This is a genomic window from Streptomyces sp. NPDC040432, assembly GCF_055595445.1.
This window is the reverse complement of sequence record NZ_JBVIVP010000012.1, coordinates 197726-218666: the sequence shown is the minus strand read 5'-3', so window position 1 is coordinate 218666 and position 20941 is coordinate 197726. Positions and strand designations below refer to the sequence as shown.

The window sequence follows — 20941 nt, the reverse complement described above, 5'->3', positions numbered from 1 at the left end:
GGGAAGGGCTTTGTTTTGGTGGGTGTTTGAGGTGTTTGTGTGCGTGTTTGGGGGTGTGGGGGGGGGGGTGTTGGTTGTTTGTGGTGTGGTGGCACCCGGGCCCCCCCCACCACTCCCCGACCGGGCTGACCGTTTCCCGGACTCGCCCGCGCGTGGCGCTGGTTGTTCCGGTTCGCCGCGGGCCGGCCGGTCACCCGCTGCTCGCACCGCCGCGCGGGTCGCTGCCGCTGTCACCGCCAGTGCCACTGCCATGGCCACTGCCCGAGTGGTCGCGTTGCGGCACCGGGCGGCCCGCCGGCGCGGCGGGCAGCGCGATGCCGTACGCGTAGTGGCCGACCGCGTCGGCGATGACGTCGATGTTGATGTCGAACGCCCGCATGTCGATGTTGGTGAGATCGTCGCCGGCCATGTGGTGGTTCACGTCGTACGCGACACCCGCCTGCCCGCCGAACCGGGCGGCCTGGGCCTCGGTCTTGATGCCATCGGCCCCGGTGAAGGTACCGCCCGAGGGGATGCCGGCCAGGAGGAACGGGGCGTAGTCCGAGAGTCCCGTGAAGTCGGCGCCCTCATGGGGGATGTTCTTCGAGTCCAGGAAATCGGTCATGGCCTTCTCCACCTGTGCGGAGCCCTCGGGGCCGGGGCCCGCGCCCGTGCCGTCCGAGTCGTCTCCGTCGTGAACGAACTGGACACCGTTCGGGGAGGCGATCGTGTCGAAGTTCAGGTAGAGCCTGATCCGCCGCTTCTGCTCCTCGGTCAGGGAGGCGAGGTACGCCTGGGAACCGAGGGTGCCGAATTCCTCGGCCGACCACCAGGCAAAGCCGACCTTGTTCTTGATCTTGTCCTGGGACTTGGCCAGCTTGGCCGCGACCTGGAGGATGCCTGCGGAGCCGGAACCGTTGTCGTTGATTCCCGGCCCGCCGTGGAACGAATCCAGGTGGGCGCCGAGCAACACGGTCTCCCGGGGATCGCCGCCCCGGGTCTCCGCCACCACGTTGAAGGTCCGGCGGTTCTCTCGGAGTTCGTGGATGTCGAGCGTGACGGTGACCGGGCCGGCCGCCGCCTCGGCGGTCAGCGCCTCGCCGTCCTCCTGGCTTATGCCGCCGGTGGGGATCCGCGCGAGGGCCGCGTCGCCGATGGTGCCGTTGATCTTGCCCGTGGTGTTGTTGTGGATGACGGCCCCGAGCGCGCCCGCGGCGTGGGCGTTGCCCTGCTTGACGGCGAAGCTGCAGCCGCCACGCTTGATCAGGGCGATCCTGCCGGTGAAGGCGCCGGCGGCGAAGTCGGTGGGTTCGCAGCCGTGGGAGCCGTCGGCGTCCACGGGCACGACGGCCAGGTCCGCGGTCACACCGCCCTCGGGGCCGTTGGCGGTGTAGGCCATCAGTTGGAGCGTGACGTCCCGCGGTGTGGGCCCGAGTACGGTGAGGGTCTCCGCGACGTCCTCGGTATAGGCGAAGTCGAACTCCTGCCGGGACACCTTGTAACCGGAGGCCTTGAGCACTCCCTCCACGTAGGCGGCGGTCTGTGCATGTCCCTTGGAGCCCGCCACTCGTGAGCCGCCGTTGTAGTCGGCGATCGCCTGGAACGTTCTCAGGTGTCGCAGGGCGTCCTTGGCCGTGGACTCCTCGACGAGTTTCCCGGCGAGGACGTCACCCCGGTCCGCCGGGTACGGGCCGAAGGGCCCCGCCGTGGCGGGGCCTGCGAACAGGAGGGGGGACAGGAGGGCGGCGGCGGCCAGAGCGGCGGTCGCAGCGGCGATACGACGTGCGGGCATGGGGTCCTCTCACGGCTGGTGCACGGATGGATCAGCTCGGGTCGGGTCGGCGACTCGGGAATCGGGCCGGGTTCCGGTGGGGCGGGCAAGGGTTGAGGGGCGGTCCCGACTCGGCTGTTCCGAAGTTGGCTTGTTCGGACCACTGACACTCCGTCCGTCGATCCCGTATCCATGACGTGAGCGCGGGTGTGCCCTGCCGCGTGCCGACCGACAGGACAGTGCGCCCGAGGGCGCCGGTAGCGCGGGGGTGGCAGATCAATGCTGGCCAGAACAGCGAGATCCTCGGCGGATCCGGACTTATCCGGCTGTCCGGGGCCCGTCCCCGGTCCCACCTCCGCACCCCGGGAAACGGAGGGTGGACCACGGCCGGTGGACGGGCCGACGTACCGGATCCTGGGGCCGCTTGAGGTCCACCGGGAGGGCGTGCCCTGCACACCCACCTCCCTCAAGCTCCGTGCCCTGCTCACCTTGCTGCTGCTCCACGCCAATCGGCGCTTCCCGAGCCACACCCTGATCGGCGAGCTGTGGGACGGCCGACCACCCCCATCGGCCGCGTCCGCCGTGCAGATGTACGTGTCGGGACTACGACGCGTCCTCGACCCCGCGCACAGCCGCGACGGCGGCGACGCCCGCCAACATCCGTTGCTGCTCACCTCCGGGAACGGCTATCTGCTGCGCGTTCGACCCGGCGCCCTCGACCTGGACCGGTTCCGTTCGCTGGCCGGTGCCGGTCGCGATTTGAGGGCCACCGGAGACTGCGCCTCCGCAGCCGAATCGTTTCGTCAGGCTTTGGCCCTCTGGCGGGGCACCCCTCCCGGAGACCTCGGCCAGGCGTGCCTCCCCGCCCACTACACGGTGCGGTTGGAGGAGGAACGACTGGCTCTGGTCCATGCCCGGATCGGCTCGGACATCTGCGGGGGCAGCGCGCGCGAGGTCGTCGGCGAACTGGAGGAACTCTGCGCACGCCACCCCCTGCGAGAGGACTTCCACGAACAGCTGATGCTCGCCCTCGCCACGGCGGGGCGCGGCGCCGAGGCCCTCAACGCCTACGCCCGGGCCCGGCGCACCGTGGTGGAGAACACCGGCATCGAACCCGGGCCGGGGCTGCGCACGGCGCAGCACGCGCTGCTGAGCGGAGCCCGACCGGACAACGCCGGGCACGACGGCTGCCGGCCGGTGGGCCGGCTCCGGCCGGCCCCGCCGGGGGCCTGAGGACCGGGCCGGGCGGTCCGTCCCTCCCCCGTCCGACCGTCCCGGCGTCCGTCCTTCGCGGCGTCCGTCCGTCCGCGATCGTCGGACGGCGATCGGGCCGCTACGGGCCGCCTACTCGTCGGTGCGCCCGACCTCGCGCAGGCAGGCCTCCCGACGACTCCGCGCATCGGGATCGTCGGTGACGGCGAGGACCGCGTCGAAGTCGGCCAGGGCTCGGGTCGGGTCCCCCGCCGCCTCGTGCACCACCCCCCGGTTGAAGCGGAACTCGGGCCGGCCGTCGAGGTCCACCGCGCGGTCGAAATCGGCCAGCGCTTCGACCAGGTCGCCTTCCCCGTAGGCGAGTTCCGCCTTGATCGCCCACGCCTCGGCGAGGCCCGGGTCGATGCGCAGCGCCTCTACGAGGGAGGCGCGCGCCTCGGCGGTCCGACCCTCCTCGCCCCAGAGGCGTCCCCGTAGGCACAGCAGGTGCGGGTGTCCCGGGTCGAGCAGCAGGCCGGCCGTCACGTCGTCCAGCGCGGCCTTGTCGTCCCCCTGGTCGGCCAGTAGCCCCGCCCGCGCGAGGAGCGCCTCAAGATGGCCGGGTTCCAACTCCAGGGTCCGGTCGAAGTCGGCCAGCGCACCGTCGCTGTCGCCGAGTTCCAGCCGCGCCTCCCCCCGGTTGTAGTGCGCCTCGGGGAAGGGCGGCTCCAGGGCCAGCGCCCGCTCGTAGTCCGCGATGGCCTCCTCGACGCGGCCCAGCCGGCGGAGCATGCTGCCGCGGTTGAAGTAGTGGTCGGCGAAGTCGCTGTCCGCGTCGATGATCGAGACGTAGTCGGCGAGCGCGTCCTCCAGCCTCCCGCTCATCCCGTTGACCTGTGCCCGGTTGTAGCGCAAGCCCACGCGGTGCCAGGTCCGTTCGCCGATGCCCAGTTCCCGGTCCAGCTTCTCGATCCCCTCGTCGAGCAGCCGCAACGCCTCGTCGGGCCGTCCGGCCCTGACCTCGACCAGCGCGAGCCCGTTGCGGTTGAACACCGAGTAGAAGGCGCGCTCCTTGGGGTCGGGCAGCAGGTCCGAGATCGCGATGGCCTGGTTGACCCATGCCCTCGCCCGCCGCTCGTCACGCAGTTCGGGCGGGAAGTGGCGGGCATAGAGCATGCCCGTCTCGTACGCGAGGCTCATGTGGTGCTTGGGGGCGGAGGTGGCCGCCCGGGCCTCCTCCTGCACTGCGGCCGATTCCTCGGGCCGCCCGGCCGCGGCGAGACACACGCCCGTTTCGCGGGTGAAGGGCCACCACAGGTCGGGGCGCTCCGCCGGATCCACCCGGTGGCGTCCCTCCTCCCCCATCTCGGCGGCGGCGTGGTAGAAGCCGAAGTACTTGCAGCGGGCCTGGGCCCACCTCAGGGCGTCGAGCCCGGCGCCCTCGGAGTCGCTGCCCCGCAGCAGGTGGTACGGCAGGGCGCCCAGCTTGAGGGACGGCTCGTCCTGCGCCCGGGTGGCCAGGGCCGCGGCCCGGCGGTCGTGCAGGGCGGCGCGCTCCTCGTCGGTGACCTGCCGGTACGCGGCGGCCGCCGGCGGGTCGTCGTCGACGCAGTCCCCGTCCACGTACCGGGCGGCGACATCGAACAGCGACCCGCTCGGGCCGTCCGCCCCCAGCGCCTCGTCCGCTGCGGCGGTGCCCGGCCGGTGGATGCGGGTGGTTCGGACGGCGAGTTCCGCGGGCAGGGAGACCGAGAGCATGCCGGGCGGGTCGGCGAGGGTGTCCGTGTCGGTGCCGATCACCAGGGTGAGCAGCTCGGGTGGAACCCGCCGCAACGCGGCGGCGAGGAACTCCCGGTCGGTGACGTCGGCGTGGTGGACGTTCTCGACCACGAGGGTGCGCGGGCCGTCCCCGGCATCGGCCAGCGCGGTGAGCAGGAAGTCCACGAGGCCGTGCGCGACCCGCAGCGAATGCAGGCGGGCCGGATACCGGGTCGCCTCACCCGGCGCCTTGGCGTTCTGTTCCAGGGCCCGTTCCTTGGGCGGCACCAGGGAAGCCAACTCCGGTGTGCTCTCCTGGAGTTCGATGTAGTGGCGGGCTGCGAGACCCGGTCGGCGGCGCAGCGCCTCGGGGGCCACCTGTCGCAGCAGGGCGCCGGCCGCGGTGTAGGGGCCCCGGAGGCGCCGGTGCGCGTCCACCACCGTGAGCGGGGAGGGCAGCCCGAGTCCGGCCCACAGGTGGCGGCGCTCGCGACGCCGGGGGGCGGATATCCAGTAGTGGCCGGTCATGAACCTACCTTTCGCGGGGAGGACGGCAGGGCGGGCGTCAATCGATGACGTGGTGGGTCCTGGACCGTCGTGCGCGCAGACGTTCCCTGGTGGCGATCCAGAGGGTGAGGGCGATCTGGCCGAAGGTGAGGAGGAGGAAGGCCGAGGAGTCCAGGAGTTCGGCCCAGCTCGAACGTTCCCCGGCACCGAAACGGTCGATCGCGCCGGAAACCATCCGGACGAACACCGGGGCGAGCGCCCACACGAAGGTACCGAGGCTGATGGTGTAGCCCGCCACGATGAGCCAGGAGTACCAGCGTGCCGCCCTGCGGTCCACCGGGTGCCACAGGGATTCGTCCGCGAGGCGGTCGCTCCGACCGCACCACCGCAGGAGCCGGTTGCGGAGCATGCGGACGGACGTGGTGTGCAGGTCCACGCAGCCGAGCATCGTGGTGATCAGCACGTAGACGTCGGTGCGCAGGTAGAGGAAGAACTGCCACAGCAGGCGCAGCAGGGCGGCGAAGGCCAGCCCGAGGCACACCCGGGTGGTGAGCGTGTCGGCGCCGCCGGGACCCCGGAAGGCGTCCGCGATCGTGATGAGCAGCGCGAGGAGGACGCAGTCGGCGACCATTCCGGCCACGATCGGCAGGTAGCGCTTCCTGCGCTCGACGGCGACCAGACCGTCCAGGGCCGTCTCGACGACCAGGAAGTAGAAGCGGTACGACAGCCGGGTCCGTGAGCGGACGCCCAGGCGTCGTGCGGCGAGGGCGTGGAACACCTCGTGGACGGCGATGAGGGGGACGGCGACGACCAGCAGCACGAGGCTGATCACGGCGTAGTAGTCGCTGAACAGCAGGTCCTCGGCGGTCGGTACGAGATTGGGCGACATGATCATGCGCAGCGCGGCCCAGGCGACGATGAGGCCGTAGCAGAGCCAGGCGAGCGGTGAGAACAGGGCCCGGCCGAGCCTTTGCCAACGCACCGGCTCGGCCCGGGCCGGTTCCTCCCCGGACTCCCGGACGAACCCCAGTTCGCGCAGGGCTCCGATGATGTCCTCGACGTCGACCTGCTCACCGTATTCCGCGGCGTACCAGTCGGCGGCCTGCGCGGGTGTGGCCCCGTCCGCCAGCCGGCGCACCAGGTGGGCGCCGTCGGGCGGAAAGATGCCGTAGGAATCCGTGTCGGGCCTGCCGATGGTGACTTCGTCGCCGTCCTCCAGGTAGACGAGGGGATGGAACGGCAGCGGCGTGTCGGCGTTGCTGCGAATGCCGTGCTCCGGCATGGGGTCTCCCTGGGCTTCCGGTCCGGACCCGGCGCGGCGGGTCCCTCCGCCTTCTCCGGGAGGCGCCGTCGTGCCCGGCGGGTTGCCCGAATCACCTCGGACTGCCCGCGGGCACGACGGCGCCGTGGCCCCTGGTGCGCCAGCGGCCGGTGCTCAACCGATCCGGGATCAGTTGGGGTTCGTGTAGACGCTGCACGCCGAGGACGTCAGGCGGACCGGGCCGGCCTTGCGGACCTGGATCTTCTTCATCAGGACACCTCCTTCACACCAGTGGGTGATGCGGACGTGCTCATCCTTGCGAGGGCCGCCATCGTTTCCCCAAAGGCCCGCCAAACCCCCCTCGCGAAGGGGACGCACACCACTGGCGCTCCGGCGCGCGGGCCGGAGCCCCGGGCGGCGCGCGGCCGGGGAGGCCTACTCGCGCCGCCCCGGGACGTCCGGCACAGGCGTCGCGGCCGTCCGAACAGGTGTGGGCGGTGCCGGCTCCCGGGCGGATGCGGGTGGGGCCGACGTCCGATCGGATGCGGGCGGGGCTGCGGGGTCGGGCGCCTCGGGTGGGCGGGCCTTGCGGCCGCCGGGCCGGAGGCCCGTTACGGAGGTGAGCGCGCGGGCGAGCAGATGCGCGCGCCCGGCGACCACGGGTCCGAGGACGGCGAGGACCAGGACGTAGCCGGCGACGAACGGGGTGAGACGACCGTCGAGTCCGGCGCCGGCCGCCATCGAGGCGAGGATCAGCGCGAATTCGCCGCGTGCCAGCAACGTGGTGGCGATGTCCGCGGCGGGACCGGGTCCGTACCGGTACAGACGGGCGACGAGCAACCCCGCCACGATGTTCATCCCGATCGTCAGAGCCGCTGCGGCGGCGACCGGCACGGCGACGGACGCGATGTTCCCGGGGTCGATGGACAGCCCGAAGGCGAAGAAGAAGATCGCGGCGAAGGCGTCCCGCAGCGGGTGGACCAGTGCGCGGATGCGCGGTCCCGACGGGGTGCCCGCGAGGATCAGGCCGACCATGAAAGCACCGATGGCATCGGCGACCCCCAGGAGCTCGGACACACCGGCGACGAAGACGGCGGCTCCGAGGAAGCTGATGACCAGCAGTTCGTTCTCGCGGACCGCGATCAGACGCCCCGTCAGCCGGGTCCCGTAGCGCGCCGCGGCGGCCAGCGCCAGCAGGAAGGCGAACGCCTTCGACGCCTGCAACAGCATCTCGGCCGTGCCCTCGGCTCCGCTGATGACCGGCTGGAGCGCGGCCAGGTACAGGGCCAGGAAGATGTCCTCGACCACGATGACGCCCAGGATCAGCCGGGTCTGCGGGTGCGAGATGCGCCCGAGATCGATGAGGATCTTGGTGACGATCGCGGACGACGATATGCCCATGACGCCGGCCAGCACCAACGCCTCCCTGGCCCCCCACCCCAGTGCGAAGCCGAAGCCCAGGCCGGCCCCGACGTTCAGCAGCAGGTAGATCCCACCGGCGGTCAGCAGTCGCCTGCCACCGCTGCGGAGGTCGTCCAGGTGGAACTCCAGGCCCAGGTAGAACAGGAGCAGTACCAGACCGAGCGCGGAGAGCATTTCGAAGTCGTGCGCGTCCTGGACCAGTACCGGTCCTGGGGTGTGGGGGCCGAGCAGAATGCCGGCCAGCATGAACAGCGGGATGGTCGGCAGGCCGATGCGCCTGCCCAGACGGGCGAGGAAGGCGGCGGCGAGGAAGGCGCCACCCATGGCGAGCAAGGTGTCGGCGTGTCCCATGGATCACCACTCCCGGCGGCGCGCGCGGGCGCATCGTCTCTGATGACGAGGGCGGATGGGTCCTCCTTCGTTCGGTGGTCCGTTCGGACTCCGGTGGTTTTCGGTCCTCGTTCGGAGTGACCACGGTGGCCCGGCCCGCCATGGCCACGGCCCCCGTCAGGGGCGTCGTCCCCGCCCGGGGGACGGATCGAGCAGGCGGGCCGCCTCCCCGGCCATGACCAGGCCCGCCGCGAGGAGCAGGCCTTGGGGCAGCACCAGTCCCACCGTGAGTGTCACGAGCGCGACGGTCAGCAACATCCAGGCCTTCCCGCGCCGGTACTCCAGCGGCCGGCGGGGGTGTCCCGCGTTCAGCGCATCCACGAACCGAGGGTCGGTGCGTGCCGTCCCCGCCGCGAGGTCGCGCAGCGGTCCGTCGTCGATGGCTGCCATGGCGCCTCCTGCCAGGGTGCGGGCGGTGGGCGGTGGGCGGTGAGGGCGTCGCGTTGATGGGGCAACGGTGTCACGCCCTCCGACGGGGTAGCCATCGGCGCCGGCACCCATATCCGGGGGAGGCCGACGTGTAGGTGCGCTCGGCGGGTCAGGAGGTAAATGGGTGTCGTCCCCGATGGACACCACCGGGGACGTACCACCACCCTGGGTGTACGGCGCATCAATGCCCCGGCGACTCCATTCGGGAGGCCGCGACAGCACAGGGACACGGGGCTCGGGGCGACTCCGGGGTACGGCTCGGCGCGCTCGTCCCGTCAGGGAGTCGACGACCATGGCCTTGACCACGACCGAACCGGCAACAGGACCGGAAACGGCATCGCGACCGGGACCGCGACCGGGACCGCGACCGGCCACCATCCGCATCGTCCTCGCCGACGACCATGCCCTGGTCCGCCGTGGCGTACGGCTCATACTGGACGGCGAACCGGATCTGACCGTCGTGGCCGAGGCGGGTGACGGCGCCGAGGCCGTCGACACGGCTCTCGCCGAGCGGCCCGACCTGGTCATCCTCGACATCGCCATGCCCCGCCTGACCGGTTTGCAGGCCGCCCGCGAGCTGTCCCGCCTCCGGCCGGACCTGCGCATCCTGATGCTGACCATGTACGACAACGAGCAGTTCTTCTTCGAGGCCCTCAAGGCCGGGGCGGCCGGCTACGTCCTCAAGTCCGTCGCCGACCGGGACCTGGTCGAGGCGTGCCGCTCGGCCATGCGCGACGAACCCTTCCTATACCCGGGGGCCATCAACGCCCTCATCCGCAACTATCTCGACCACGACGGTTGCGGCGACGCGCATGCCAGGACCCTCACCGATCGTGAGGAGGAAATCCTGAAACTCGTGGCCGAGGGCCACACCTCGAAGGAGATCGCCGACGTCCTGGTCATCAGTCCCAAGACCGTGGAGCGCCACCGCGCCAACCTCCTGCACAAGCTCGGCCTCAGGGACCGCCTGGAACTCACCCGCTACGCCATCCGGGCCGGCCTCATCGAGGCGTGACGGCGCCTGCGGCGTCTCCCGGTGCACCTGGTCGTGAGCCTGCCGATCCATGCCGTGCCACCATGCCGGGTATGGGTAAGGACACGTCCATGGATACGGAAGCCTCCGACACGACAGGCGCTGCCCGGCAGGTGCACCGGCGGTGGCAGGCGCGGGAGGCACCCGACGGGGACTTCATCGTGTTCGCCGACGGTTCCCTCTCCGTGATGAACCTCGTCCGCCTCTCCCGACCGGAGCGGGGCGGGCCGCGATCCGAACAATGGCAGTGGGTCGAGGTCCTGCGGGCCACCGAGTGGACCGCCCACAACTGGGTGGACGCCGGCTCCTCGCTCTCCTCCCACGCTCACGCCGGCAGTCGTGCCCTCGCGGGCGAGTCAGCCGATCACGGGAGCATCGGGTGGGTCGCCCTCACCCGGGACGACGACGAACGCACCCTGGAGTGGATCGCCGTCTCCAACCGGTCCAATCCGTTCTCGGCGGTCACCTTGGACGGGACCACGGTGACCGCCGTCAGCACGGCGGGCCGTGTCTGGGCCTTTCCCCGAGACGCACCTCAACGAGTGGAGATCTCCGAGGACCCGGCATACCCCTGGCCGCGCTGACGGCCCCGCACCCTGCGACCCGATCCCGGCGCACCCCACGCAAGGCTCGTCGGGGCACGGGGTCGTCAGACCATGACCAGGAGTCGCGTCTGCGGTACGAGCTTCCGGTTCACGCTGGTGCTCTGCACGAAGATGGTGAAGTCGTCGTTGTGGTCCGGCTTGACGCGGACTTCGGTGTCCGGCAGTCCGAGCATGGCTCGGGCCTGCGGCCCCGTGTACACCCGGTCCGTCTTCTTCTCCAGCACCGCGATCTGCTTGCGGGCCTGGATCTTCTCCGACTTGCTCAGCTGATAGAACGCGCAACCGGTCCGATAGGTGTGTCCGCTTTCCGTCACCCATTCCCGGATCGCCGTTTCCCGGGCCACCGCGATCAGCTGGTATTCCGAAGGATCCACCGGCGTGAGGCCGGCGGCTTCTATCGCCTTCTTGTTGACGGCGTCACCGCCGGCGGAGAACACCGTCCGCGATCCTCGAATGCCCTTCGTGCGGCCCACCATGAATTTCTCGGTGGCTTCCTGGATCACGTTCCCGGCTTCTTCGAGCCCCTGCGTGCTCGTGGCGTCCCAGACGGCGATGTTGTCCTTCGGGAAACCGCACTGCATGGCCTCGCGCTTGCCCATCTGGTCGGGTACCAGCACGGCGAGCGTCCAGTTGTCCGCCTGGTTCTCGACCAGGTCCGCCACTGCCTTCACCAGTTGACTCGGATTCCTGACGGAGGTGCCGGGGCAGCGGTGACTCGCGTTCTCCTGGCCGTCCGTCAGCACGAACGTCAGGAAGCTGTGGTCGCCGTAGAGCTGGGCGGTCTGCGCCAGTTCACTCTGCGAGGTGAGGGTGGCCGACAGGAGCGCCGTCATTCCGCCGACCCGGTAGAGCTCCTTCAGGGACGGCATGCGCAGCACGTCCTTGTCGTAGATGACGCACTTCACCTCGTTCGCGAACACGTACACGGTGACGCGGGTTTCCTGGTCCAATTCCTGCGACCGCCGGGCCAGATAGGAAATCTGCCGGTCCGCGACTTCGACGACCTTGCCACTCAGGTGCGACATGGACGAGCTGGCATCCAGTACAAGGGCGACGTGGTTGATGTAATTCTGGGTTCCGGACATGAAAGTGCTCCCCGCTCTTCCCGACTTGGTACTCCAATCCTCTCAGCGACCACTGACAATCGGCCTTGGACCGGAGGAGGGGGCGACGCGTTCAACTCCTCGCTCGCCGCGCGTTCTGACGGCCCGCCCATCTTCTCGACATCCCTCGTCGAGACCACCGTCGAGTCAAGCCCCACCAGAGGCTAGCAACGAGTGCATGCTTGTCGGCCGTAGGGTTACTCCCATGCAACTGGATTTGAACCTGCTCACCGCGTTGGACGCCCTGTTGGAAGAAGGCAGTGTCGCGGGCGCCGCGGCCCGACTCCACGTCACCGCACCGGCCATGAGCCGTTCCCTGGGGCGCATCCGCAAGGCGACCGGCGACCAGATCCTGGTCCGCACCGGCCGGACCATGGTCCCCACCACTCGCGCGCTGGCGATGCGGGCGCAGGTCCACGCCCTCGTGCAGCAGGCCCACCAACTCCTCGCCGCCCAGCAGGAACTGGACCTGACGACGTTGGAGCGCGTGTTCACCGTCCGTTGGCACGACGCACTGGCCGCCGCCTGCGGCGCCGCCCTGGTCACCGCCGTGCACCGCCAGGCCCCGGGAGTCCGGCTTCGACTGCCCGCCGAACCCGGAACGGACACCCCCGAGCTGCGTCGGGGAGAGGTCGACCTCGAATCGAGTTCCAGCGCTCCGACGCTTCCCGACATCCGCCATCGCCTCGTCGGCAAGGACCGCTTGGTCGTCGCCGTACGCCCGGGCCACCCGCTCGCCGAAGGCCCTCCGAGCCTTGAGGGCTACGCGGCCGCCGAGCACCTGACCGTTTCGCGGCGCGGGCTCCTGCGCGACCGCATCGACGACGCCCTGTCCGCGTTCGGCCTCGAACGACGCGTCGTTGCGGCCGGGCCCAACGCCGCGTTCGCCCTGCGCCTCGCACTCGACACGGACCTCCTCATCACCCTTCCCGACGCGGTCACCCGTACGGCCCGGGACGAACTCGGCCTGGTCACACTCCCGTTGCCGCTCCAGCTGCCCGACGTCCCGCTGTACCTCCTGTGGCATCAGCGGTACGACGACGACCGCGCCCACGCCTGGCTGCGCGAAACGGCCGCCGAAACCGTCCAGGCGCTGTTCACGCCACGGGCCACCCCGTAACAGCGCTCGGCAACGGGGCAGGCCGGCGAAAGCCGGCGCTGCCCGAGAACAGCACCTGCCCCGGGCGCGGTCCCCTCAGTGGCTCTCACCGCCGCGGCATCACATCAGGCGCCTGACGAGACGCAGGCCGCGGCGGGTGAACGGTGGTTGCGCCGGACGGAGGGTGTCCATCATGAGCGGCTTGCGCACGACGGGTTTCAGGTGGGAGAAGGCGCGCCAGGAGTACTTGCCGTGATAGGAACCGATGCCGCTGGCGCCGACGCCGCCGAACGGCAGACCCTTGGCGGCGACGTGGATGAGGCCGGCGTCGTGCACCATGGCGCCGGACGAGGTGTGTTGCTCGAACAGGCGGCGGGTGCCGGCGGAGGAGGTGAAGACGTACAGGGCGAGCGGCTTCTCCCAGCCGTTGATCACCTGGACGGCTTGCTCGGCGGAGGCGACCGGGAGGATCGGCAGGACGGGACCGAAGATCTCCTCCCGTAGGAGGGGGTGGTGGGAGTCCGGTCCGACGGCTGGACGGTCATCAGGGTCTCGGTCCGGGCCGGAGACGGCTACCGGGGTGGGGATGGCCACGACCGTGGGAGCGAAGTAGCGTTCCGCACGGTCGTGCTCGCCGCCGAGTGCCGGCTCCGTACCCCGGAGCAGGGCCGTGAGCCGGTCGAACTGCTTCTCGTTGACGATGCGTCCGTAATCCGGGCTCGTTCGCGGGTCGGTGCCCCACATGTCCGCGATCGCACGCCGGAGGGCGTCGACGAGTGCCGGGACGCGGTCTGGGGTGGTCATCACGTAGTCCGGGGCTACACACGTCTGACCGGCGTTGGTGAACTTGGCCCATGCCAGGCGTCGTGCCGCTTGGTGCAGGTGGGCGTCGTCGTCGAACCAGACCGGTGACTTGCCGCCCAGCTCCAGTGTCACCGGTGTCAGGTGCTCGGCCGCCGCCTTCATGACGATGCGGCCCACCGTCCCGCTGCCGGTGAAGACGATGTGGTCGAAGCGTTGGAGCAGGAGTTCCGTCGTTTCGGGTATGCCGCCCTCCACGACGCGCACGGCGCCGTCGGGAAAGTGTTCCGGTACGAGGCGGGCGATCAACTCCGATGTGGCCGGGGCGAGTTCGCTCGGCTTCAGGACGGCCGCGTTGCCCGCCGCCAGGATGCCGGCCAGCGGGTTGAGCAGGAGCTGTACGGGATAGTTCCACGGGGCGATGACCAGCACCACACCGAGCGGCTCCGACACGAGCCGGGCCCGCGCAGGCCACAGTGCCACCGGCACGGGACCGCGACCGGGCCGGGCCCAGCGCCGGAGGTGCCGCAGGGTGTGGTCGATCTCCGCGAGGGTCACGTTGATCTCGGTCAGCTGGGCCTCCCCCGCGCTCTTGTGCAGGTCGCTGCGGAGTGCGGCCTCGAATGCCTGCTGGTTGTCGGCGAGCAGGGTGCGCAGTGCGCGCAGGCGGCTTGCCCGTGCCGCGAGGGGGCGGGTCCTGCCGGAGTCGAAGAGGTGGCGGGCATCGGCCACGGCCCGGGGGACGTCGGAAACCGGTTCTGGAGTCATGGAACCTTCTGCGCTGCGCATCGGAAGCGAGGAGTCACGAGCTCGTCGTGATCTTTGCGGTGTCTTCCACGGACTGTTTGAGCCGTTGGAGGGTGGTGATCATGCCTGCGCGGTTGGTGTGGACGCGCGCCGTTGGGGACGTGCCCGCGACCGCGCGCCCCAGGAGGTCGGCGACGGTGCCGCGCGAACCGCGGCGCAGATCGTGCCAGTACTGGGTGACGTGGGTGGATCCTGTCGTGCCGGCGGGGTCCAAGCCGTGTTTTCGGCCGGGGTCCCGGAGTTGGAAGCCCCAGATGGCGAGGGGCAGGCCCGCGACGGACACCTGGAAGGCGAACTCCCTGGGGGCCTCGGCGACGGTCACCCGGCAGTGGGTGAACCAGTAGCGGACTCCGTTGCGGTTGAAGCCGATGAAGGAGGCGTGGGAATCGCCCTTGCTCGGGAGGAGGAGGACCTTGACGCATTCCGGACTCCACTGCGGCATTCGCCTCACGTCGCTGATCGACGCGTACACCTCGTCCATCGGTGCCGCGATGAGGACGGATTCCTTGAGCTCCCAGGTACGCGTGGGTGCGGGATCCGGGTCCTGTCCGTTCACGTGGTGCCCTCCAAAGTGATGTGCTCGCCCTTCCATCAGTGTCCGATGCCCGCGCCGGTGGGCCGCACGCGCCCCGGAGGTCTTTGCCGGCGTCGGGACTGGCAGGAGCTGTGGCCACGGCCGGCGGACCGCGGTTTCACGGGCTCGGGATGCGGTTCACGGGATCGGGACGCGAGGTCACGGGCTCCTGGCACGGGCCCGTCGGCTCGTGGGGTCCCGGGGCGATGGCTGCGGTTTCGGGCTGCCATCCGGGCCGGCCGAGCAGGTGGCGTGCCCTGTCCTGCCATCGCGTCGCTCGGGCGAGGTCGCGTCCGATGGCGGCGTACTCGTGCGAGACGATGCGCAACGGGTTGTAGGTGTCGATGTTCTTGGTGAGGCCGTACACGGGGCGTTCCTTCTCCTCGGCCCAGGTCCCGAAGATCTGGTCCCATGTCATGAGGATCCCGCCGAAGTTGCGGTCCAGGTATCCGCCCTGTGAGGCGTGGTGGACCCGGTGGCTCGAAGGGGTGTTGATGACCCGCTCGACGTATCGGGGCAGTCTGCCGATGCGGTCGGTGTGCAGCCAGAACTGGGTGAGCATGTTGATCGCGCCGCACAGCAGGATGGCCCAGGGCGGCACGCCGGCAAGCGCCAGCGGAATGTAGAAGATCTGGGAGGTCAGGCCCGTCCAGGGTTGGCGGACCGATGTGGAGAAGTTGTACTTGCGGCTGGAGTGGTGCACGACGTGACTGGCCCACAACACGCGGACCTGGTGGTGCCCGCGGTGCATCCAGTAGTAGCAGAAGTCCTGGGCCAGCAGGATCAGCGGGAAGGTCACCCACGTGACTTCGACCCGCAGGGGGGTGATCTCGTACAGGGCGACGAACGCGGCGACGGCGATCATCTTGTACAGGATGTCCACGACGGCGGCGCCGGCGCCCACGGCGAAGCTGGCGGCGGTGTCACGGGCCCCGTAGCCGCTGGCGTTCTCATCGGGGTGGAGCCGGTAGTAGATCATCTCGATGACGACGAGGAGCACGAAGAGAGGTGCGGACAGGGCCAACAGGGATGTGTTATCCATCGGATCCTCCTATCGGAGCGATGTGCTCCGATAGGGAGTATCGGAGCACATCGCTCCGACAGGCAATAGGTTGGACGCCATGAAAAGGACAGATCCCGGCCGTCTGCGCGCGGGGGGCCGCTTCGGACGCCAGGCCGAGGCCGAACGCAACGACCTCCTGGTGCTGAACGCCGCCCGCGCCGTATTCGCGGAGCAGGGCGCGGGGGCGCCCGTCGCGGACATCGCCGCCATGGCCGGAGTGGGAATCGGCACCCTGTACCGCCGCTACGGCAGCAAGGAGCAGCTCCTCCAGCACCTGTGCGCCATCGGCATCGCCCAGACCATCGCCGACCTCAAGGCCGCAGTGAAGGCGGAGGGCACCGGCTGGGAAGCGCTGGCCCAGTACATGGCAGCGGCGGTCGATGCCAGGGCGGGCGCCTTCGCGGGCCTGGCCGGAACGTTCGCCCTGACCGAAGAGGTGTCCGCCGCGAACGAGCGGGCCAGAACCCTGGCCGAGGAGCTCCTTCGCCGGGGCCACGACGACGGAACCGTGCGCCATGACGTCACCACGCTCGACATCACGCACGTCGTGGAGATGTTCAGCCGCTGCCCCCGCCGAACCGAACAGGACGACCACGCGCGCCGGCGGATGCTGGCCCTGACCCTCGACGGCCTGAGCACCGCCCGGACCGAACTGCCAGGGCCACAGCCGGACTGGGGCGAATACCAACAGAGTTGGGTCGCCCCTGGCCGGCCCTCATAGCGGAGGTCCCTCCTGGCGGCGAGCCTCCCTGATGGCGATCCCGGCGCCCGGTCGCCCAGGTAGCAGCAGCGGCGGCCGGTGCCGTTTCGGCCGCGGGAACCACACGGTGGGACAAGTCGCCCTGTTTGAGTCGGGGCTCAGGGGCCATACGAGGTCGTGTAGGACGTCCCCACGGAACAGGGAGTGATCAGCAATGTCTGGTGAGCAGAAGGCCGAGGCCAAGGGCGAGCAGGCCAAGGGCAAGCTCAAGGAGGCCGCGGGCCACCTGACGGGCAACGAGCGACTCACCGCCGAGGGTCGTGCGGAACAGGCCAAGGGCGATGCCCGCGAGGCCAAGGAGAAGGTGAAGGACGCCTTCAAGCACTGAACCCCCGCACACGGGGCCGGGACCGCCGCGGTGGTCCCGGCCCCGCGGTATGTCCGTGTTCTCGACTCCGACGCACAGGCTGCCCATCTGCGGGGGTGGGCAGCTGTCTGTTGGCGGTGAGCGCCATGCCTCAGTGCCGTGCCGCCACGTGCGCCTGCACCACGACGTCGACGGCGGTGGGAGGCGCGACGCACCAGGACGAGATCTCACGGGGTGAGCCCTCCGCATGGCCCCTGCCCGAGGTCGGTGAACGAGCAGCCTGAACGTCCGATCCATCCACGCCCCTTCAGGAAGCCGCGGCGGGGCGACAGAATGAGGGCATGCGATACGAGGAGAAGGCGAAAATCACCGCCGCGAGACTCCTTGTCCCGGTGGTAGTCCTCCTCGTATGACCGATATTGCTGGTGGCGGGAGTGTTCGTCCGTGGCCGGTACCTCCGCCATGTCCACCGGGACGGGGCGCCGCCTCTCGTGGAGAAGGAGCGGGGCCGGATCAGTATCCACTGGTTCGTGGTCGTGAACCCGTTCCTCGGCTGGCTCTGCCGGCCCACAGAGGCACTTGCCCTGGTCGTCTCCCGCCGAGGGCGACCGGGAGACTGAAGTACCCCTTCCAGAAATCCGTCGGCGAGCGCGCCCGCCACACTCGGCAACTCCGAACGCGCGGACGGGAACCACAGAACATGCCCTTCCCCCGACAGGGCGCACGTCGGCCGGTATGGCCTCGGACGCCGTCTGCCGCAGCCGTGAACTCCCCGTCATCCAAGTAGACTTGCTCGAACCGTTGCACGTTCCGAGCGGGCTTCACCGGGGATGAAATGAGCATACGCACCATACGTACGGCCGCGCGGATCGTCGGCCGGCGCACCGCATTGCGGTACCTCGCCATCGGAGCCGGTGCCGCGTTCCTGGCGGCCTGCACGGGCAAGGACAAGCCGGCGGCACGGGCTTCGGCCTCCGTACCGGCCGGGGCCACGCCACCTGCCTCCGCGCCTACGAGCGCCGTTCCGGGCTCCACCGCCCCGTCACCACCCGCGCCTTCGAAGGCCGCCGGTGGGCCGGGCGTGATCGAGCGTTCCGTGGAGGCCTTCCTCACGGGCACCTGGAGCATCCGGACCCCCGTTCGCGGCGGGCAGATCCTTCGGGGCCGGGCGACCGTACAGGGCCAGGAAGAGGCGAACGGAAGGTGGAGCATCGAATGGGAGGATGGGCCGGCCTGGAGCGGGGGCTTCGTCTTCCGCCGCGACCGCCTGATGATGATGGTCCACGAGGGCCCCAAGGACGGCGCCAAGCTCGCCGCCTCCGCCCACGCCATACCCGGCAAGGTGGGTGACGGCTTCGACCTGATCCTGCCCTGGCAGCCTCCGGAGAAGAACGGCACCGGCGACGGCGAGCGGCTGTCGGTCGGTTACGCGAAGAACACCCTCACCATCCGCCACATCAATGCCGCGGGCAGTGCGACCGTCCACACCGCCACGCGCGCCTGACAGCAAGGGCCTGTTGGTGAGCGCCTCCGCGGGCTCGGGAGCGGACGTTCGCAAGCACGGTGCGCCCCGACGGCCCCGGAGTGCTCACGCGCTTCCTCCCGAGCGTCCGACATCCTCGGCCGGCCGCCCCGCACCCTCGACGCCTTCCTCGCCGAGCACCGGGCCCGTTTTCGCCGGCGGCCCGAGGACGCAGCCGACCCGGAGCGCGGGAGCGCGACACGGAACCCCTGACCGGGTTCGGTGCACGCCGACGTGCGGCGGGCCGTGGGCCATCACCCGTGTGGGAGTGCGTCGTGGGTGGGCCGGCCGGGGCTCGTCGCGGGAGGAGGCTGCGGCCGGCTCGTCGAGCCCTCCCGTGCCACCCTTTCCGCACCGGGCCTCCGGAGCCGGTGGGTCACGGCGACGGGGCGGGTGCGGGCGGGTAGACCGGCAGGTCGATCGCTTCGGCGGGCGGGGTGAAGAACCGCGACGCCAGACCTCCCAGGCGCGCGGCGGCGGGACTGCCGGCGATCCGTAGGACGGTGTTCATGGCGGCGAGCCCGGTACGACTGCGCGGGTTGGCGATGCGGGGTGTGCCGGGCGGCAGCTTCTGCGCCCGGTCCACGTACGGACGCATGACCTCCTCGTAGCGGGCGAACGCCGCCCGGTGCGGCCGGGTGGCGAGTTCGCCCGCGAGGACATAGGCGCCGGTCAGCGCCAGACTGGTACTCATCCCGCTGATCGGGGAGGCGCAGTACGCCGTGTCCCCGAGCAGGGCCACCCGTCCGGAGGACCAGGACGGCAAACGGGCCTGACCCACGGCGTCGAAGTAGAGCGGCGCGCCGTCGAGGGAGGCCAGCACGCGGGGCGCGGCCCAGCCGACGTCGGCGAAGGTGCGGCGCAGGATCATGTTCTGGCTGTCGCGGTCGAGCTCGTCGAGCCCCCGAACGTCCGAGAGGAAGGCGAGGGTGGCGCGGATGGTGCCGAGGTTGTCGGGTCGCAGGGTGATGCTGCGGCCACGACCGGCGCTGTGCCAGCGCCACAGGTCGGTGTCGTCGTCGGTGCGGGCGAGGGTGAGATAGGCGACGTAGAAACCGAGTTCGCGGACCGCGTCGACGCGTGGGAAGACCAGGGACCGGGTCCGGGAACGCAGGCCTTCGGCGATGACGACGATGTCGAACGAGCGGATCGCCCCGTCGGCGAAGGTGACCTCCACCCCGTCCGCGTCCTCGTCGAGGGCCACGATCCGGTTGCCGAAGACGTACTCCGTCCGGTCGCGGGTGCGCTCGACGATGATGCGGGACAGCTGGCCTCGGAGGATCTCCAGTTCGGCGGTCGCACCGCCGGAGTCCGTGGTTCCGGCCGCGAAGCGGGCGAGCGGGGCGCCGGCCGCGTCGACGAACTCCGTACCCGTCTCACCGGTCGAGGCGGCGCGGACGGCGTCCTCGATGCCCATGCGGCGGGCGACCTCGCGGCCGGCGCCGCGAACGTCGATGTTCTGCCCGTCCTCGCGGAGCTCCGCGAAGCGTTCCACGACGGTGGTCCGCCAGCCGTAACCGTTCAGCCACCAGGCCAGGGCCGGGCCGGCGATGCTCGCTCCGGAGATCAGAACCGTGGGCGTGCGCATGAGGGCCTCCAACCGTTTCGTCGTTCGGTCGGCCGAGGCTACTCCCCCGGCGCCGTGCACCGGGGTTGCCGGTGCGGGGAGTCGCGGGGCCGGGCACCACCTGGCCGTCAGGACTCGGCGGTCCCGTACCCATGGCGGCTCCCTTGATGCCGGTGGTGCCGGTGACACGGGTGGTCCTTGCGGGTCGCTCGGCCCGCTGTCCCGCTGGTCCCGGCCGATCGTCCCGTGAGGTCGGGGCGTCGGCCCCGGTGGATTCGGGGCCTTCACCCGGCGGAAGCGCGTCTCCCGCCCCCTACATTCGAGCAATGACCGAAATGACCGGATCGGACGGTGGCCCAGGCGCTCACCGGTCCTCGGGCGTGCCCTCGCGGCGACGCCTGCTGTCCCTGCTGCGGGCCGCGAGCCATCCGATGGGCGCAGCCGAACTCGCCACCGCGACGGAGCTGTCCGCGGCGACCGTACGCCACCACCTCCGCGCCCTCACCGCAGCCGGTCTCGTCCGGTCCCTGACCCTTGCGGGACCTGTCCGCGGGCGCCCCCGCCTGTGCTACGCCCCGGCCGGGTACGCGGGAGCGGATCCCGCGCACCGGGCCCTCGCCGATGCCCTCACCGGGGACCTGGCCCGCGATCCGGCCCTCGCCCGGCAGGCGGGCCGGGCCTGGGGTCGCCGCTTGACGGCGGCGAACGGGCTGCTGCCCCCGGTCGCGCACGTCCTCGCGCAGGCCACGCGCATGGGCTTCGTCCCGGAGGCGGTCACCACCCCGGAAGGCGCCACGCGGCTCCTCCTCCACGACTGCCCCTACCGCCAACTCGCCCGCGCACACCCCCGGGCGGTGTGCGCCCTGCACCAGGGCGTCCTCGACGGCCTCCTGGAGGAGCACGCCGTGAGGGCGCGGCTGCGCCCGTTCCTCACCCCGGGGATGTGCGGCGCCGACATGGGCCCCGCCCTTCCCTGACCGGCGTCGCCCCGA

18 protein-coding genes are annotated in these 20941 nt (G+C 70.8%); 8 read left to right on the top strand and 10 right to left on the bottom strand.

Annotation, left to right across the window (positions count from 1 at the left end; translation table 11 throughout):
• Positions 1-190: 190 nt before the first annotated feature.
• Positions 191-1771, bottom strand: coding sequence for a M28 family peptidase (locus ACZ58N_RS24490; protein WP_471163607.1), 1581 nt, complete (start codon positions 1769-1771; stop codon positions 191-193).
• 369 nt (positions 1772-2140) lie between these two features.
• Between ACZ58N_RS24490 and ACZ58N_RS24485 the strand changes: the two genes are divergently transcribed.
• On the top strand, positions 2141-2983 hold the full coding sequence (locus ACZ58N_RS24485) for an AfsR/SARP family transcriptional regulator (RefSeq protein ID WP_471163605.1): 843 nt from the start codon (positions 2141-2143) through the stop codon (positions 2981-2983).
• Positions 2984-3094: 111 nt separating this feature from the next.
• On the opposite strand, the gene ACZ58N_RS24480 is transcribed toward ACZ58N_RS24485, so the two are convergent.
• From ACZ58N_RS24480 to ACZ58N_RS24465, 4 genes are all read right to left on the bottom strand, one after another.
• Positions 3095-5227 carry a tetratricopeptide repeat protein gene (locus ACZ58N_RS24480; RefSeq protein ID WP_471163603.1) on the bottom strand — a complete coding sequence of 711 codons (2133 nt, stop codon included), beginning with the start codon at positions 5225-5227 and terminating at the stop codon, positions 3095-3097.
• Between the two features lie 37 nt (positions 5228-5264).
• Entirely contained in the window at positions 5265-6488 is a 1224-nt protein-coding gene (locus tag ACZ58N_RS24475; protein WP_471163601.1) for a hypothetical protein, read from the bottom strand.
• 414 nt (positions 6489-6902) lie between these two features.
• The gene (locus ACZ58N_RS24470) at positions 6903-8240 is read right to left on the bottom strand and encodes a cation:proton antiporter (protein ID WP_471163600.1); all 1338 of its coding nucleotides are present in this window, start codon (positions 8238-8240) and stop codon (positions 6903-6905) included.
• Between the two features lie 156 nt (positions 8241-8396).
• Complete coding sequence (locus ACZ58N_RS24465) at positions 8397-8669, bottom strand: DUF3040 domain-containing protein (RefSeq protein ID WP_471163598.1); 273 nt, start codon at positions 8667-8669, stop codon at positions 8397-8399.
• 331 nt (positions 8670-9000) lie between these two features.
• Here ACZ58N_RS24465 and ACZ58N_RS24460 point away from each other — a divergent pair, with 331 nt between their 5' ends.
• Together ACZ58N_RS24460 and ACZ58N_RS24455 are read left to right on the top strand one after the other, a co-directional pair.
• Entirely contained in the window at positions 9001-9723 is a 723-nt protein-coding gene (locus ACZ58N_RS24460) for a response regulator (protein WP_471163596.1), read from the top strand.
• A gap of 89 nt (positions 9724-9812) precedes the next feature.
• Positions 9813-10325 carry a hypothetical protein gene (locus ACZ58N_RS24455; RefSeq protein ID WP_471163595.1) on the top strand — a complete coding sequence of 171 codons (513 nt, stop codon included), beginning with the start codon at positions 9813-9815 and terminating at the stop codon, positions 10323-10325.
• A gap of 65 nt (positions 10326-10390) precedes the next feature.
• Here the strand turns inward: ACZ58N_RS24455 and ACZ58N_RS24450 are convergent, their stop codons facing one another.
• Entirely contained in the window at positions 10391-11431 is a 1041-nt protein-coding gene (locus ACZ58N_RS24450) for a vWA domain-containing protein (RefSeq protein WP_471163593.1), read from the bottom strand.
• Between the two features lie 223 nt (positions 11432-11654).
• Here ACZ58N_RS24450 and ACZ58N_RS24445 point away from each other — a divergent pair, with 223 nt between their 5' ends.
• Positions 11655-12569, top strand: coding sequence for a LysR family transcriptional regulator (locus tag ACZ58N_RS24445; protein WP_471163591.1), 915 nt, complete (start codon positions 11655-11657; stop codon positions 12567-12569).
• Positions 12570-12668: 99 nt separating this feature from the next.
• Here ACZ58N_RS24445 and ACZ58N_RS24440 read toward each other — a convergent pair whose 3' ends face one another.
• The 3 genes from ACZ58N_RS24440 to ACZ58N_RS24430 form a co-directional block, all read right to left on the bottom strand.
• Complete coding sequence (locus ACZ58N_RS24440) at positions 12669-14117, bottom strand: aldehyde dehydrogenase family protein (RefSeq protein WP_471163589.1); 1449 nt, start codon at positions 14115-14117, stop codon at positions 12669-12671.
• A 34-nt stretch (positions 14118-14151) separates the two neighbouring features.
• Positions 14152-14712, bottom strand: a complete 561-nt coding sequence (locus ACZ58N_RS24435; protein WP_471163586.1) for an SRPBCC family protein — start codon at positions 14710-14712, stop codon at positions 14152-14154.
• A gap of 136 nt (positions 14713-14848) precedes the next feature.
• Positions 14849-15772, bottom strand: a complete 924-nt coding sequence (locus ACZ58N_RS24430; protein ID WP_471163584.1) for a sterol desaturase family protein — start codon at positions 15770-15772, stop codon at positions 14849-14851.
• Positions 15773-15851: 79 nt separating this feature from the next.
• On the opposite strand from ACZ58N_RS24430, the gene ACZ58N_RS24425 reads away from it, so the two are divergent.
• The 3 genes from ACZ58N_RS24425 to ACZ58N_RS24415 all read left to right on the top strand — a co-directional run bounded on the left by ACZ58N_RS24425 (position 15852) and on the right by ACZ58N_RS24415 (position 18364).
• Complete coding sequence (locus tag ACZ58N_RS24425) at positions 15852-16514, top strand: TetR/AcrR family transcriptional regulator (RefSeq protein ID WP_471163582.1); 663 nt, start codon at positions 15852-15854, stop codon at positions 16512-16514.
• A gap of 193 nt (positions 16515-16707) precedes the next feature.
• Entirely contained in the window at positions 16708-16881 is a 174-nt protein-coding gene (locus ACZ58N_RS24420; RefSeq protein ID WP_471163580.1) for a CsbD family protein, read from the top strand.
• An 814-nt stretch (positions 16882-17695) separates the two neighbouring features.
• The gene (locus ACZ58N_RS24415) at positions 17696-18364 is read left to right on the top strand and encodes a hypothetical protein (protein WP_471163577.1); all 669 of its coding nucleotides are present in this window, start codon (positions 17696-17698) and stop codon (positions 18362-18364) included.
• 394 nt (positions 18365-18758) lie between these two features.
• Here ACZ58N_RS24415 and ACZ58N_RS24410 read toward each other — a convergent pair whose 3' ends face one another.
• On the bottom strand, positions 18759-19970 hold the full coding sequence (locus ACZ58N_RS24410) for an FAD-dependent monooxygenase (RefSeq protein ID WP_471163574.1): 1212 nt from the start codon (positions 19968-19970) through the stop codon (positions 18759-18761).
• Positions 19971-20275: 305 nt separating this feature from the next.
• On the opposite strand from ACZ58N_RS24410, the gene ACZ58N_RS24405 reads away from it, so the two are divergent.
• The gene (locus ACZ58N_RS24405; protein WP_471163571.1) at positions 20276-20926 is read left to right on the top strand and encodes a helix-turn-helix transcriptional regulator; all 651 of its coding nucleotides are present in this window, start codon (positions 20276-20278) and stop codon (positions 20924-20926) included.
• Positions 20927-20941 lie beyond the last annotated feature (15 nt).